This window comes from Sphingobacterium alimentarium, from assembly GCF_004342685.1.
Taxonomy (GTDB): domain Bacteria; phylum Bacteroidota; class Bacteroidia; order Sphingobacteriales; family Sphingobacteriaceae; genus Sphingobacterium; species Sphingobacterium alimentarium.
Genome location: NZ_SMBZ01000005.1, coordinates 85,916 through 101,281, shown reverse-complemented (window position 1 = coordinate 101,281; position 15,366 = coordinate 85,916). Strand labels below are relative to the sequence as shown.

The 15,366-nt window shown below is 38.9% G+C and carries 12 protein-coding genes; 4 read left to right on the top strand and 8 right to left on the bottom strand.

Translation table 11 applies throughout. The features are described 5' to 3' along the window. Positions 1-150: 150 nt before the first annotated feature. The 3 genes from EDC17_RS03645 to EDC17_RS03635 all read right to left on the bottom strand — a co-directional run bounded on the left by EDC17_RS03645 (position 151) and on the right by EDC17_RS03635 (position 4,456). The gene (locus EDC17_RS03645) at positions 151-2,409 is read right to left on the bottom strand and encodes an inorganic phosphate transporter (RefSeq protein WP_132776792.1); all 2,259 of its coding nucleotides are present in this window, start codon (positions 2,407-2,409) and stop codon (positions 151-153) included. A gap of 77 nt (positions 2,410-2,486) precedes the next feature. Then, positions 2,487-3,236 carry an SGNH/GDSL hydrolase family protein gene (locus tag EDC17_RS03640; protein WP_132776791.1) on the bottom strand — a complete coding sequence of 250 codons (750 nt, stop codon included), beginning with the start codon at positions 3,234-3,236 and terminating at the stop codon, positions 2,487-2,489. Between the two features lie 32 nt (positions 3,237-3,268). After that, the gene (locus EDC17_RS03635) at positions 3,269-4,456 is read right to left on the bottom strand and encodes an aspartate aminotransferase family protein (RefSeq protein WP_207895654.1); all 1,188 of its coding nucleotides are present in this window, start codon (positions 4,454-4,456) and stop codon (positions 3,269-3,271) included. A gap of 58 nt (positions 4,457-4,514) precedes the next feature. Here EDC17_RS03635 and EDC17_RS03630 point away from each other — a divergent pair, with 58 nt between their 5' ends. After that, complete coding sequence (locus EDC17_RS03630) at positions 4,515-4,868, top strand: hypothetical protein (protein ID WP_132776790.1); 354 nt, start codon at positions 4,515-4,517, stop codon at positions 4,866-4,868. Positions 4,869-4,875: 7 nt separating this feature from the next. On the opposite strand, the gene EDC17_RS03625 is transcribed toward EDC17_RS03630, so the two are convergent. The 3 genes from EDC17_RS03625 to tyrS all read right to left on the bottom strand — a co-directional run bounded on the left by EDC17_RS03625 (position 4,876) and on the right by tyrS (position 7,375). After that, the gene (locus tag EDC17_RS03625) at positions 4,876-5,586 is read right to left on the bottom strand and encodes an IS3 family transposase (protein ID WP_132776789.1); all 711 of its coding nucleotides are present in this window, start codon (positions 5,584-5,586) and stop codon (positions 4,876-4,878) included. A 133-nt stretch (positions 5,587-5,719) separates the two neighbouring features. After that, on the bottom strand, positions 5,720-5,998 hold the full coding sequence (locus EDC17_RS03620) for a transposase (RefSeq protein WP_132776788.1): 279 nt from the start codon (positions 5,996-5,998) through the stop codon (positions 5,720-5,722). Between the two features lie 93 nt (positions 5,999-6,091). After that, positions 6,092-7,375, bottom strand: a complete 1,284-nt coding sequence (tyrS, locus tag EDC17_RS03615; RefSeq protein ID WP_132776787.1) for a tyrosine--tRNA ligase — start codon at positions 7,373-7,375, stop codon at positions 6,092-6,094. Positions 7,376-7,523: 148 nt separating this feature from the next. Here tyrS and EDC17_RS03610 point away from each other — a divergent pair, with 148 nt between their 5' ends. Beyond that, positions 7,524-8,198, top strand: coding sequence for a hypothetical protein (locus tag EDC17_RS03610; RefSeq protein ID WP_132776786.1), 675 nt, complete (start codon positions 7,524-7,526; stop codon positions 8,196-8,198). A gap of 27 nt (positions 8,199-8,225) precedes the next feature. Further along, positions 8,226-9,920, top strand: a complete 1,695-nt coding sequence (locus EDC17_RS03605; RefSeq protein ID WP_132776785.1) for an amino acid permease — start codon at positions 8,226-8,228, stop codon at positions 9,918-9,920. A 72-nt stretch (positions 9,921-9,992) separates the two neighbouring features. On the opposite strand, the gene EDC17_RS03600 is transcribed toward EDC17_RS03605, so the two are convergent. After that, a complete protein-coding gene (locus EDC17_RS03600) occupies positions 9,993-11,936 on the bottom strand; it encodes a KUP/HAK/KT family potassium transporter (protein ID WP_132776784.1) in 1,944 nt (647 codons plus the stop codon). Between the two features lie 239 nt (positions 11,937-12,175). Here EDC17_RS03600 and EDC17_RS03595 point away from each other — a divergent pair, with 239 nt between their 5' ends. Further along, complete coding sequence (locus EDC17_RS03595; RefSeq protein ID WP_165894357.1) at positions 12,176-12,565, top strand: T9SS type A sorting domain-containing protein; 390 nt, start codon at positions 12,176-12,178, stop codon at positions 12,563-12,565. A gap of 159 nt (positions 12,566-12,724) precedes the next feature. Here the strand turns inward: EDC17_RS03595 and lon are convergent, their stop codons facing one another. Continuing rightward, positions 12,725-15,196 (bottom strand): endopeptidase La, encoded by a 2,472-nt coding sequence (lon, locus tag EDC17_RS03590; protein ID WP_132776782.1) that lies wholly within the window; start codon positions 15,194-15,196, stop codon positions 12,725-12,727. Positions 15,197-15,366: the final 170 nt, after the last annotated feature.

Below are 15,366 nucleotides of genomic sequence, written 5' to 3'. Positions count from 1 at the left end.
AAAGTAGCCTAAATAGGCACTTTTAAATGTTTTTTTCCAAAACAAGGAAAATATATCAAATTCAGGAAATACTCAGGAAAGAAGCTGACGATTAAAAAATAAAAAGCCGTATCTAACTTTTGATGTTTTGATACGGCCCCTTTTATTATTTTATTTATTATTTGCTTGCTTGAATACCAAGAATTCTGAATGCAGACGCAATAGCTTGAATGTCGAACTTATCATCTCATTCGTTTCGAGGAGAATAGAGAAATAAAGTTTTGTGTTTTTCGGACTTGAATCCGAAGTTCTAATATCTGTAATCTGTTTGTCTAACAGGATATTAATTGTTTTCTGAATAGGATCTCTTTGTTTCATCACCTGTTCGATATTCGAGAATTCGAGACGCTTATACATCGTGTAGATTTCACTGTACCACAGGCCTAATTGGTCAGAGATTATTTGCAAATCTTTACCTCTTGATTCGCGCAAAGGCTTGTGATTATTGTCCACATGATTAAGCGCATTATTACTTATAATGTATAAGTTTTCAACTATATCTTGCAAATAGCCAAGTGCCATAATGTAATAACGGCTAGATTTTGCAGAGGTGTCATCCAGATTTCGAATGAAGTTGAATAGATTATCATTATTGGAATCAATATCCTTATTGAGCTTTTTAATCAACTTTTTATTCTTCGCGAGATTGGTCAGATCAGTTTTGATCAGGTTGTCCACTACTTCTTTGTAGAATAAGTTGGATTTGGCAATTACTTCACTGATTTGATTAGCACTTGCTTCAGTTACCTGTTGTAATGAACGGATATCGGACTTCTCGAGCTGTAATTTACGTTCTGCTTGTTCAGCCACTTTGCGACGGTGACTACGTGCATTTTGGAATAATAATAGAGCCAATACAATCAATGCCACGACAAAACTTACTATACCACCAATTTTTAAGAAATAAGCGATGATAAACGCCCCTGTGAATGCACAAGCTGCAGTAAAGAACCATCCACCAATGACATGGAATACACCAGATACACGGTATACGGCCGATTCTCTATCCCATGCTCTATCTGCAAATGCAGAACCCATCGCTACCATGAAAGTAACATAGGTAGTTGATAAAGGCAATTTCATTGAAGTACCTAATGCAATTAAGCTACTTGCCACCATCAGATTGACAGACGCACGCACCATGTCAAACATAGGCTCGTCATCAGATTTCTGCTTCGTCGACGTGCTAGCTTGTTCAAATCTTTTATCCAATTTTGTCTGTAATGTGCGAGGCATCACATAAGAAAGGATATTTCCAAGGTTCACAAAACCTCTTACAATCCATCTTGATAAGGTGTTTGGCTGGAATTTTTCGCTTGATGAATCTTGACTACTCAAGTTCATCTCTGTTTCGATTACCGTACGCGCTTTCTTAGATGTCCACAATGTGAATAGCATAATCAATCCACTCACAGTAAGAATCCACATAGGCGCCACTATATTTGATGAAGCCAATTCGGACATCATATACGTATTAGGATCACCCCCAGCTGCCTTGAAAAAACCAATAGACTGTATAGCAGCTACAGGCACGCCGATGAAATTAACCAAGTCATTACCTGCGAATGAAAGTGCCAAACCGAAGGTTCCAACCCCTACAATAACTTTAAGAATATTGACGTTCAGTCGCGTAAGAATAAAGCTAAGAATAGTAAAGAATACGAAACTTCCTGCTAGGATGAGTAATTCATGGGTAGTAATCCAAAGTTTAACGTCGCTACTAATAAACGTAACTGATTTCAGACCTTTGATCAGAATAAAGTAAGAGATTAATGCTAAAGCCAGACCTCCAAATAAAACGCCGAAAGTCTTTAATCTTTTTTCAAATTGAAAAGTGAAAATTACGCGGGAAACATATTGAACAAGCATTCCCAGGGTGAAGGATATCACCACGGACAAAAGAATACTTACGACAATTTCTGTAGCTTTATCTGTGTTGATGTATTCTGGTAATGTACTCCATTCACCAGTTGTAGTATATATTTTATATAAAGCAAGACAAACGGCTGCTCCTAATAATTCAAATACAATAGATACAGTAGTGGATGTCGGTAGACCAAAATAATTAAATACATCTAGCAAGATAATATCGGTGATCATGACCGCCAAGAATATGACCATGACATCATTAAAGCTAAACATGCTTGGTACATATATCCCGCTTCGGGCAATTTCCATCATTCCACTGGAGAATAAGGCGCCACATAATATACCCGCAGAAGCAAGTATCATGATCAGCCTGAAAGAAAGTGCTTTGGAGCCTAAGCCCGAGTTAAGAAAGTTGACAGCATCATTGCTTACGCCCACCATCAAGTCAATGATAGCTAGGACGGCGATGGTAATAATAACCAGATAAAGGTAGTGCTCCATACAAATTAAAATTTAACATGGCAAAGATATAAAGCCAATGTTAACTTAGTATTAAGGATTAATCCGGAAGAATCCTCTTACTTAAAACAACTCAAAACGGATGAAGCCATAAGGCTAATTCCAGCCAAAGAAGTATGTACTCCGTCGTAAGCCCAATAAGCGCCAGGAGCTGATTGTTCTGCTTTATCAAATATGCTTTGATATGGAATAAAGGAGGCCTTGTACTCTTTAGCGATTTCTTTACTTACACGTTGATAGTCGCCAAATTCAGGATACCAAGAGTCATCTACATGTTGCACATTCTTTACACCAAAAGGTTCGCCTATTATCAACTTTACATTCGGCAAACTTTCTAATGTTATATCTAATAATTTTTGATACTGTGATTTATAGTCCGCTGCCGAACCACTGTAATTTCCATTGCGTTTGTGCCAATAGTCATTTACACCAATAAGAATACTCAAAACAGTGGGCTTTAAATCCACACAATCGGTCTGCCATCTATCGATTAACTGAGGGACTTTGTGGCCACCAATACCGCGGTTATAGATTTGTAAATTTTTAGAAGCATGTTGATGGAGTAGCGTTCTGGCAGCGTGTGCAGCGTAGCCTTTTCCCAGGCCGTCTACATCATTCGGGTCTACTATATCCCTACTTCTTCCATGGTCTGTGATCGAATCACCTTGGAACAGAATGATATCGTTTTTTTGGAGTGCGATTTTATTTTCTTTAGCAGCTAACGATTCCGCATTGGCCAAATTAGAGCCTATAACCGTCGCACCGATAGCTGCTAAGGATTGTTTTAGAAATACTCTTCTGTCTTTCATATTTTAAGGTTTATTACCCTAAAATATCGATTTTAACAGAATTTATCAATAGCTGTGCAAATTACCTGACAGGCTTCCAAGATTTCATCATCAGAAATTGTCAACGGTGGCGCTACACGCAGTGCTGTCTCACAATGCAAATACCAGTCTATCATGACGCCGTGATCTGCACAATATTTACTGACACTGTATACTTGATGGAAATTCTCTACTTGCAAACACATCATCAAACCCAATCCGCGGATTTCTTTGATTTTCGGATGTGCTAATTCCTGACGGAAAAGTTTTGCTTTTCGCTCTACGTCTTCAATTAATTTTTCTTCCAGAATGACATCTAGCGATGCCAATGCTGCTGCACAGGAAACTGGGTGCCCGCCGAAAGTCGTAATATGCCCCAACATGGGATTGGCTTTTATCACATCCATAATATGTTTAGGAGCAACAAATGCGCCCAACGGCATGCCACCGCCTATACCTTTTGCAAGCATCAAGATATCAGGTACCACGTCAAAATGTTCGAACGCAAACAACTTACCCGTACGTCCAAAACCAGTTTGTATCTCATCAAAGATGAGTAAAGCGCCAACCGCTGTACACCGAGCGCGAAGCGCCTGCATATAGGCTGCCATCGGAACGCGAACCCCTGCTTCACCTTGAATAGCTTCGACAATAACAGCCGCAGTCTTTTCTGTGATAGTGTCTAAATCCAGTAAATTGTTGTATTCTATAAAATCAATTTCTGGCAGGAGAGGAGCGTAAGCTTCTTGGTATTGAGTGCCACCGATCAAGCTTAATGCACCTTGTGTGCTGCCATGGTAGGCATTTTTAGCAGCAATAATTTGTCTGCGACCAGTATAACGTTTCGCGATCTTCATTGAACCTTCGACAGCTTCTGCTCCCGAATTCGTTAAATAAACGGAGCCGAATGAAGAAGGTAAGTTTTCTAATAATTTTGTCGCGAATTGTACTTGTGGTGCTTGTACGAATTCGCCATATACCGTCACGTGCAAATATTTGTCAAGTTGGCCTTGAATAGCTTGGATTACTTTGGGATGGCGGTGACCAATGTTACTTACATTAAAACCAGAAACTAAGTCTAAATATTTTTGTCCTTGCGGTCCATACAAATACGAACCTTCGGCTTTTTCGATTTCTATAAGTCGGGGACTTTCCGATGTTTGAGCTGTATTTTTCAGGAAAAGCTCTCTGTTACTAATCATAACACAAAGGTACAAAGGAATATTTTATTAACTTAGGTCTATTAACTAAAAATGAATTATGAGCAAAAGTGTTGGATTTGAAGTAAGCCTGAATGGTGATAAAATAGCGAGGGCAGGAATTGATAAGCAAAATTATGTGGTAAATTGCATAATAGGTGCTGTTCACCGCAAGGATGGTTCTGAGGAACTTAATTTATATGTCGGAGGTATGGATTCTGATATTGAGAATTATGTTAGTTGGCAAGGAGGGGAGTTGGAAGTTGGCGATAAAATAGTTATTGAAGTAATTGATAGTAATTTTGATGCCCCCACTTATAAAGGAGTTACTTATTCTGAAGAGGAATTAAGAGAACGCAAGTTGATATATTTTTATGATACTCCCTGTTTGCTGGACAACTTTTTACTAAACTAAGATATAATTACGATACATTTTTAATTTCCTGATAGAACTTTTCATCTGGTGTTATTCGTCCTAATGACTTGTGCCTTCTCTCGGTGTTGTAGAAGTGCACATAATCCTTCACCTGTTTGTACAAGTCAACCCCACCATTGGGTGGATTGAGATAGATCTTCTCTCTTTTTAGCGATCCCCAGAACCTTTCAATGTAGATATTGTCCAGCGCCCTACCCTTGCCGTCCATTGATATCTTTACCTCATTTTTCTGCAAGGCTTTCACAAAAACTTCAGATGTAAACTGAGACCCCTGATCGGTATTGAATATCTCGGGCTTACCATGCCTTTGGATCGTATCTACCAGTACATCCCTGCACCATTCAGCATTCATTGTATTGGATACGTCCCAGCCCATTATCTTTCGGCTATATACATCGATGATAGCAAACATATACATGAAACCTTTAAACATGGGGATGTAAGTGATATCCGCCTGCCATACCTGAGCAGGCCTTTCGATTTTAAGGTTCCTAAGCAGGTAAGGAAATTTATAGTCTGCCTTGTTTGCTTTGCTCTGATTCTTTTTAGGATGTATGGTTTTCAGGTTCATGAGCTTATACAGCCTACGAACCCGCTTCTGCCCAACGAAATAGCCCAGATCCTGCCTCAAATAGTCCGTCATGCGCTCTACCCCGTAAAAGGGACAGTTCAGAAACTTACGGTCTATGGCATTCATAACCTGCAGAACAGAGATTCTCCCTTGGGTTTAAAATAATAACTGCTCCGGGGTAACTCAATAACTTTGCACTGCCTGTAAACGCTCATTTTCTTATAGGAAGGGCAAACAAGCCCGCGTTTCTCGTCAAGACTCATTTGCCCAATACTTTTTTTAAGAAATCAACCTGTATCTGTAGTTCCCCGATCTTGGAATAAAGCTCTTTCTCTTTGGAGTCATCTTTTATCGGGCTTTTTTCTGTCGTAAAAACCGATTCAGCATTATCCAGAAATTCCCGCTTCCAGGTGTTGATCTGGGTCGGGTGCAACTCGTATTTAACGGCTAGTTCCTGAATGGTCTGCTGTTCCTTGATAGCTTCTATGGCTACCTTCGCCTTAAAGCTGGCACTGAATTTCCTGCGTTCTTTTTTCATTTTATACTGCTAATTTAAACATTTATGCAGTTGTCCAGTATTTGGGTAGTATGATAATGATTGAGGCTTTTTTATTTTTGTATGTTCAAATAATTACTCAGCAATAATCAAGAAATAATTCTTCTTGCCTTTTTGAGTAACTAAGTATTTATCATTGATCAAATTAGAAGTATTCACTACTAATTCAATGTCAGTTAATTTCTCTTTGTTCAATGACACACCGCCACCTGTTAACATTTTCTTCGCTTCACCTTTTGAACCAAATACTTGTGCTTTCACAGCTAACAAATCCAAAATGTTAAGACCTTCTGCTAGTTCGGCTTTACTGATTGTGAATTGAGGGACACCATCAAACACTTCCAATACCGCTTCGTGATCTAAGCTCGCTAAGAATTCTAACGAACCATTGCCGAATAAGAACTCTGAAGTTTTTACAGCTGTTTCATAAGCTTCTTTCGAGTGTGTACGGATGGTGATATCTTCCGCCAAAGCACGTTGTACAATTCTTAAATGAGGCGCTGCATCATGCTCCGCAATTATCGCTTCAATTTCCTCTTTTGTACGTAACGTAAAGATATAAATCCAGTTTTTCGCATCATCATCGGTAGCGTTCAACCAGAATTGGTAATATTTGAAAGGTGAAGTTTTCTTAGGATCCAACCATACAGCACCTGATTCTGTCTTCCCAAACTTCTGTCCGTCAGATTTTTTAATCAACTGTGTAGTCAATGCATAAGCCGTACCTTGGTCTTGACGACGAATCATCTCCGAACCCGTTACGATATTACCCCATTGATCCGAACCACCCATTTGAATCTTACAATTGTGGTGTTTCCACAAATAATAGAAATCATATCCTTGAATCAATTGATATGTAAATTCAGTGAACGACAATCCGTTATCACCTTCTAAGCGTTTCTTTACCGAATCCTTCGACATCATATAGTTGACCGTGATCAACTTACCCACGTCACGAATAAAATCCAAAAAGCTGAAATCTTTGAACCAGTCGTAGTTGTTGACCATCTTAGCGTCGTTCTCGCCGTCACCAAAATTTAAAAACTTCGAAAGTTGGTTTTTTAGACATTCCAAATTGTGATTCAATGTAGATTCATCTAAAAGATTTCTTTCTGCAGACTTGAATGATGGATCACCAATCATACCCGTAGCACCTCCTACAAGGGCAACAGGTTTGTGTCCTGCATTTTGAAAATGGATTAACGTCATGATTTGAGTCAAATGCCCCACATGTAAAGAATCGCCGGTTGGGTCAAAACCGATATATCCTGAAACTTTTTCGTTATTCAGTAAATCCTCGGTACCCGGCATGATATCCTGAAGCATGCCTCTCCAACGTAATTCTTCTACAAAATTCATAATGTTTGTTTTGATTTTCAATTGTATTATAAAGCATTCAGCAAGGAATATTTTATAACGATATGATTATTATTTTTTTGTTTTAAGATTGCAAAGATAACAGATTATGCCGTATCTTACGATTAAATAATCGTATAATTGGTAGATTTTGAATTTTTTGTCACATTACTATTTCGAGCGTTATGCTGTTCATTCTGAGCAAGTGGTGGGTGGACTTTTGCCCGATCTATTGAAGAATGCGGATAAATATTATTCCTTTCAGCTGCACAAGTTTGAAGATAGTCTTCCTGTGGGTATAAAGAGCGAATCCATTACGGAGGGTTGGCGTCGTCATGTGGAAGTAGACAAGCTATTCCATAGTTCGGATTATTTCTACCACCATACCCATCAGATTCGTAAGATCGTCGAGCACAATGTTGCCGACTTGCCCGTGAGGGCTTCTTTTTTGGCTCATATTAGTTTAGAATTGCTTTTGGATCATAAGCTTATAGCGAATGACTTATTAAGTGTGCATCGTCTGTATGAGCATCTCGAACACAGCGATAGAACGCTTTTGAGCAAATATTTGCTGGCTTTGGGAATCGACAACCAAGAAAGTTTTTTCAAATTTTATGATAGATTTGTAGCATCAAAATATATCTTTGATTATGCTAAGGTGGAGAATATTCCCCATGCATTGTTCAATATTTGTAAGCGGGTTTGGGATTTTACTCCCTCACTGCGTCATTTTGAGGTACTTGCCCAGCAGTTGGACGCGTATCAAAAAGATGAACTTAAAGATTATATGGAAATATACGCTTACATCTCGCAACATTTAGATTAAGTATTTAATTAACCAAAATATTACTATATGAAGAATCAGCTTTTCAAAAAGAAAAGTGTGGACCAAATATTACTCGATTCAGAAACCAAAGGCAGCGGCTTAGCCAAAATTTTGGGCGTTCGTGACTTGGTATCTTTGGGTATCGCTGCCATCGTAGGAGCAGGTATTTTTAGTACCATCGGACTAGCAGCTTTCAATGGTGGACCGGCGGTTTCGATGCTATTTGTTTTTGTAGCTTTCGCCTGTGTATTTACTGCATTGTCTTATGCGCAATTTGCCAGCACAGTACCTGTGTCTGGTTCGGCGTACACCTATGCATATGTGGCTTTTGGTGAATTATTTGCCTGGATTATCGGTTGGGCTTTGGTGCTCGAATATGCGGTATCCAATATGGTTGTTGCCATTTCGTGGTCGCAGTATTTTGTGTCTATGTGTGAGGGCTTTGGGATTCATATCCCCAAATGGCTTACCATGGCACCAGGATATGCGATAGAGGCGCATCAGAAAATGCTCGATGTGGGTGCTGAAAATCTAACGGGTATTGATCGAATTGCCCTTCAGGCTTACGAAACAGCTCCTCGAATTGGGGATATGCCTATAATCTTTGATTTCCCGGCAGGATTGATTACCGTATTGGTAACGATGCTGGTGTATATAGGAATTAAAGAATCACAGCGTGCAAGTAATATCATGGTTATTATCAAAGTGGGGATCATTCTTGCCGTTATATTGGGTGGTGTATTCTTTGTAAAACCGGAGAATTGGACACCTTTTGCGCCGAACGGCCTTGGCGGAGTGATGAGTGGGGTAGCTGCAGTGTTTTTTGCTTTCATTGGATTTGATTCTATATCGACGACAGCCGAAGAATGTAAAAATCCGCAACGCGACTTACCCAAAGCGATGATCTATTGTTTGGTGATCTGTGCTGTATTGTATGTATTAATCACCCTGGTGCTGACAGGAATGGTTAATTACACCGAATTGAACGTAAAAGATCCATTAGCATACGTATTCCAATATGTGGGTTTTGATAATATGGCAGGAATCATTTCGGTGACATCCGTTATTGCAATCACAAGTGCATTGTTGGTTTTCCAATTAGCGCAACCGCGTATTTGGATGACGATGAGCCGTGATGGTCTATTGTGGAAGAAATTCTCTACGATTCACCCAAAATATAAAACACCTTCTTTTGCGACTATCGTAACTGGCTTTGTGGTGGCTGTTCCAGCGTTGTTTTTTAAGATGGATTTCTTTGTGGATCTGACTTCTGTAGGTACATTCTTTGCCTTCATCCTTGTATGTGCTGGAGTACTATACATGGATAAATCGGGTTTGTCGAAGAAATCGAAATTCAAAGTGCCTTACGTGAATGGGAAATATTTGGTAGGATTAGGATTTATTGCAGGTCTGGTACTGATGTATTTATATGGTCAAGACAGTTTGGCAGAATGGAAGACTTTAGGCGCCTCTGAAGTCATATTGCACAAGTCTTTGGTGCTTGTTTTCTGGATTACCTGGTTAACATTAAGTATTCTATCCTTCAAGCATGATTTCTCCCTTTTACCGGTGACTGGTATTCTGATTAATCTGTATCTGATGAGTGAGTTGGGTGCTAGCAACTGGATCATTTTTATTATCTGGCTGGCTATCGGATTACTTATATACTTTATGTATGGATATAAACACTCCAAGCTTCGCGAAAATACAGTCTCTGAATAGTTTGATACATTATAGTTTTTACCTTACTAAAAAGTAAAGCGGGTAGTACAATTTGTACTACCGCTTTACTTTTTAATGAATTCTATTCATTTGTATCTTTTCAGTATTCGGAATATTCAGAGGCACACGTTCCAAAGTCACGAAACTGCTGTCTAAGCCAAAACCTTTTTCTTCACTTAAGCTGAACCTTCGTAGTATGCGATATATTTCCATAATAATGCGATTCTGCCAATTTAATTCCGAAGTTTTGGTAAATACCTTTTCTAAAACCACAAAATTGAAGTCTCCGGCGATCTTGTGTTTCCGAAGTGTGTTGTATTGACTAATGATATCCACTTCCTTATTGGCAACCATATCTTCGACTACTTTTCGGAAGAGTAAACTAATACTTTGTTCTTCACGGAATCCTAATTTAAAATCAATGCGTATCAGCTTGCCAGGGATCAATTGTTCTACCGAATATTCTCTTCCATACGGTGTGTCGGTCACATCCACATGTACAAACCAATAAACATCTGCGCGTTTAGGTTTCTTATTAATGATGGAATAGATAATTTTGGCTTCGATTTCCTTCTTGTTGTTTGCACTGGTGAGATAGACCAATTGAGAGGCAAATGTCGGAACCGAGCTGTCCTTACTTAATTCGTCTATTACCTGGTAATATTGTTCGACATTGACAAAACGCACCAACTCATTTTTGATCTTACGTGCCCTAAACCACGCATACATGACAAGGAAAATTGTAGCCGCTAGTAATAAAGTCAACCAACCGCCATGCGTAATTTTGACACCATTGCCCACCAAGAAGGTAAGCTCTATCGTAAAGTATATAACAGCAAAAGCAATGATAAAAACCTTGTTGATACGTCTGCGCAACATAAAATAAATCATTAATATCGTTGTAGACAGGAAGGTCAGATTAATCGCGAGACCATATGCCGCTTCCATGTTGCTTGATTTTTTAAAGACATAAATAATAAGCATACATCCTACAAACAAAATCATATTAATGGATGGCACATACAATTGACCTTTCTGATTACTAGGATATCGGATAGCGACTTTGGGCCAGATATTCAGACGTACAGCTTCCGAAATTAAGGTAAAAGAGCCTGTAATCATGGCCTGGCTAGCTATGACAGCCGCAATCGTGGCAATGGCAATACCGTAGAATAAAAACCATTCCGGCATAATAGCGTAAAAAGGATTGGATTCGCCTATGGATTGTCCATGATGTGCAATAAGGTAAGCGCCTTGACCAAAGTAATTGAGTATAAGCGTTAGTTTAACGAAAATCCAACTCACCCGAATATTTGCTTTGCCACAATGTCCCATATCCGAGTATAACGCCTCCGCTCCGGTGGTACATAGAAATATAGCGCCGATAATAAATAATGCATTAGGGTAATGTATAATGGTATAGACCGCATAATACGGGTTAATGGCATTCAGCACTTCCGGAGCGTGTTCAATAGCATTGAATCCTACAATCGCAATTGTACTAAACCAAACCAACATCAAAGGACCAAACACTCTACCTACAATAGATGTCCCAAACCGCTGGATTAGAAATAAAAAGGAGATAATAGCAATAACAATAGGTACCGTAGGGATATCGGGATTAAAAATCGCCAGTCCTTCAATAGCGGAAGAAATCGTGATAGCGGGGGTAATCATTCCGTCAGCGAGTAGTGTAGAAGCACCTAAGATGGCGGGTATTATCAGCCATTTTGCTTTGCGACGTACCAAAGAATATAAAGACAGTATACCGCCTTCGCCTTTGTTGTCTGCATTCAACGTAACCAAAACGTATTTGATTGTAGTTTGAATCGTTAACGTCCAAAGGACGCAGGATACACAGCCTATTACTAAATCCTTGTCAATAATTCCGTTGTTAAATATAGCTTTGAAAACATATAAAGGAGAAGTACCTATATCCCCGAATATAATGCCTAGTGAAATCAATAAACCTGCTCCACTGAGCCGATTTATGTGTTGCGTATGGTGGGAACCCATTTATTTTACTTTGAATAATATATAAATTTGACTGCCAAATTATTCTAAATATTCGAGATAACGTAAGATTTTGTTAAAAATTGTTAATAAGGCAAAAAATATTTATATTTATATACATTGTTCGACAAATCACATTAACTTTGTGTAATCAATTAATTTGTATCAATCGTTAAACCACTACCATCTGTTAATTGTCTATATAATAAATGATGACTATACATGCTATAAAAGTTGGAATTATGCGTAATGTTAGAGTATTTACTCTAGCGCTAATTTCTTGTAGCATCACATCATCCTCCATTCTTGCTGCCAGCATGCCTTCGGCAACGCTTTCAAAAGTCGAAATGGAAAAAGAAAATATAGACAAATTAATCACCAATGTAAAATCTTCTTACAATCCTGTGGTAGGACAGATCTCGGTATCTTTCAAACTAACGAAGCAATCTGCGGTTACTATTAAATTAATGGATGCCTTAGGCAATGAAGTGTTACCTCTGTTTACTGGCAACCTTGATGAAGGCAACCAAAATCACCTTTTTGATACGAATGAAAAAGTATCTCCAGGATTCTACTTTGTACGTGTAGCATCTGGTGCTGAAACTGTCGTGAAGCGTATTTCCATCAAATAGTTTTCCCTTCTCATTTTTCTTAATTAATAAATATTCTGCTTTATTTTTAGTGCATTTCCGTAGTGTCTTTTCCTACGTCTGCAGTTATATACATCATAGTGTCAATAAAAAAAGCGCTATCCTTTTTAGGGATAACGCTTTGAGTAAGTTTGCTATGATTTATTTCGCCTCTCCTAAGAATCTTTCAATCTCCTTTGGATTTTTGACTTTATTCTTCAGTAAAGCGAGTTCTATTACTTCTGCCATATCCGCCACATAATGGAATTTCATGTCTTTGATGTAATCATCTTTAATCTCCATGATGTCCTTTTTATTGGATTTGCTAAGAATAATCTCTTTAATGTTGGCCCGCTTAGCGGCAAGGATTTTTTCCTTGATACCACCCACTGGCAATACTTTTCCGCGTAAGGTGATTTCACCCGTCATGGCAAGATTCTCTTTTACCTTGCGTTGAGTGAAAAGCGACGTCAATGCAGTCAACATCGTAATACCAGCCGAAGGACCATCTTTTGGTGTAGCTCCTGCAGGCACATGGACGTTTACATCCCAAGTGTCAAACACTTTATAATTGATGCCGAAATCTTCAGCATGAGAGCGCAGATAAGCCATCGCTAATGCTGCAGATTCTTTCATGACATCCCCTAGGTTACCTGTCAAGCTCAATTTTCCTTTACCAGGACTAAGGCTTGATTCTATGAAAAGAATATCGCCGCCTACTGATGTCCATGCAAGACCCGTCACCACACCAGCTACATCGTTGTTCTCATATATGTCTTTATCAAAGATCGGTGCACCCAATATCTCCTCTACCATATCAGCATTCACACCTGCCGTGAGCGGCTTTTCCATGACTATACTCGTCGCTACACCACGTACTATAGAGCCGATTTTTTTCTCCAAGCCACGTACTCCGGATTCACGGGTATATTCCTCAATGATTTTTTCGATCACCTTGTTTGATAAGCTTACGCTTTTGATGCTCAAACCATGCATCTCGCGTTGCTTAGGTAATAAGTGCTTTTTAGCTATTTCGATTTTTTCTTCTATGGTGTAGCCATTTACTTCAATGATTTCCATACGGTCTAATAATGCCGGTTGGATGGAGTTGAGTGAATTGGCTGTAGCTATAAACATGACTTTAGACAAGTCATATTCCATCTCCACATAATGATCATAGAAATTTGTGTTTTGTTCAGGATCCAACACTTCCAATAAAGCGGACGATGGATCTCCTTTGAAGTCCGCGCCTAATTTGTCAATCTCATCAAGCACAAAAACAGGGTTTGATGTTCCTGCTTTTTTCAGCGATTGAATGATACGACCAGGCATTGCTCCGATGTACGTTTTGCGGTGACCGCGGATTTCGGCTTCATCACGTACGCCCCCCAATGCCATACGAGTATATTTACGACCTAAAGCTTTGGCAATAGACTTACCCAAAGATGTTTTACCTACTCCCGGAGGACCTACAAGACATAGGATAGGCGCTTTCATATCATTTTTGAGTTTTAGCACAGCTAAATATTCGATGATACGTTTTTTGACTTTTTCCAGACCGTAATGGTCTTTATCCAAAATCTTTATCGCGCGGTTTATGTCAAATTTGTCTTTAGTGAATTCGCCCCATGGCAAATCCAATAAAAGCTCTAAATAATTTAACTGAACCGAATAATCTGCCGCAGCAGGATTAATGCGCGCTAACTTTTCGATTTCCTTGTCGAAGTGTGTATATACTGCTTCTGGCCATTTCTTGGCTTTGGCACGTATTTTAAGATTTTCAATCTCTAAATCAGGTGTATTCCCTCCCAATTCTTCCTGAATGGTTTTCAGTTGCTGGTTGAGGTAATAATCACGCTGTTGTTTATCCAAGTCGGTGCGTACCTTATGCTGAATTTGGTTTTTTAGCTCCAGCATCTGTACTTCGGCAGTAAGATGTTCCAACAAAAGTTTTGCTCTATTGACAAAATCTTTCATTTCCAATAGCTCTTGCTTCGCTGGAAGTTCTAAGGCTAGATTGGACGATATGAAATTCACCAAAAAAGTAGGGCTTTCGATATTTTTGATAGCTATGCCAGCTTCTGATGGAAGGTTGGGCGATAGCTGAATAATCTGAAGTGCCAGTTCTTTGATGGATGAGATCAACGCTTTGAACTCTTTAGTGCTCGTTTTAGGCTTTGCCTCCGCATAACGTTCTACACTTGCCTTAAGGTAGGGCTCAGATTGAACCATCTCTTTCAGCTTAAAGCGCTGTTTACCCTGTATGATGACCGTTGTATTTCCGTCAGGCATTTGCAATACCTTAATAATATTAGCGACAGTACCTATTTTATGAAGTTGGTCAAAACTAGGATCTTCAACAGTCATATCTTTTTGAGATACTACACCAATTGTGCGGTCTCCTTTATAGGCTTCTTTTACTAATTTGATGGATTTGTCGCGTCCTACTGTAATAGGTATTACCACACCAGGGAATAATACGGTATTACGTAACGGTAATATAGCTATAACTTCAGGTATATCCTCGTTGCTCATTTCATCTTCATCTTGCTGACTCAACAATGGAAAAAACTCCGTATCCTCACTTATAATCGGAATAGCTTGATTGAAGTCGAAAGTGTTAAATTTGCTCATATGTATTATTTCCTTCTCCGACAAGATGTCAGATTTATATTTATTTTTAAACATTTATAATGCGAGATAATATATTGCAATGGAAGTGCCAAATAAAATTTTGGTATCATTTGTGCTATATATGCAGCGTGCACTGCTATTTCGTCATACGTATGATAGGATGACAGTAG

Coding starts and splice junctions, on each gene's coding strand:
- EDC17_RS03645 (WP_132776792.1), bottom strand. CDS start 2,409: ATGGAGCACTACCTTTATCTGGTTATTATTACCATCGCCGTCCTAGCT.
- EDC17_RS03640 (WP_132776791.1), bottom strand. CDS start 3,236: ATGAAAGACAGAAGAGTATTTCTAAAACAATCCTTAGCAGCTATCGGT.
- EDC17_RS03635 (WP_207895654.1), bottom strand. CDS start 4,456: ATGATTAGTAACAGAGAGCTTTTCCTGAAAAATACAGCTCAAACATCG.
- EDC17_RS03630 (WP_132776790.1), top strand. CDS start 4,515: ATGAGCAAAAGTGTTGGATTTGAAGTAAGCCTGAATGGTGATAAAATA.
- EDC17_RS03625 (WP_132776789.1), bottom strand. CDS start 5,586: ATGAATGCCATAGACCGTAAGTTTCTGAACTGTCCCTTTTACGGGGTA.
- EDC17_RS03620 (WP_132776788.1), bottom strand. CDS start 5,998: ATGAAAAAAGAACGCAGGAAATTCAGTGCCAGCTTTAAGGCGAAGGTA.
- tyrS (WP_132776787.1), bottom strand. CDS start 7,375: ATGAATTTTGTAGAAGAATTACGTTGGAGAGGCATGCTTCAGGATATC.
- EDC17_RS03605 (WP_132776785.1), top strand. CDS start 8,226: ATGAAGAATCAGCTTTTCAAAAAGAAAAGTGTGGACCAAATATTACTC.
- EDC17_RS03600 (WP_132776784.1), bottom strand. CDS start 11,936: ATGGGTTCCCACCATACGCAACACATAAATCGGCTCAGTGGAGCAGGT.
- EDC17_RS03595 (WP_165894357.1), top strand. CDS start 12,176: ATGCGTAATGTTAGAGTATTTACTCTAGCGCTAATTTCTTGTAGCATC.
- lon (WP_132776782.1), bottom strand. CDS start 15,196: ATGAGCAAATTTAACACTTTCGACTTCAATCAAGCTATTCCGATTATA.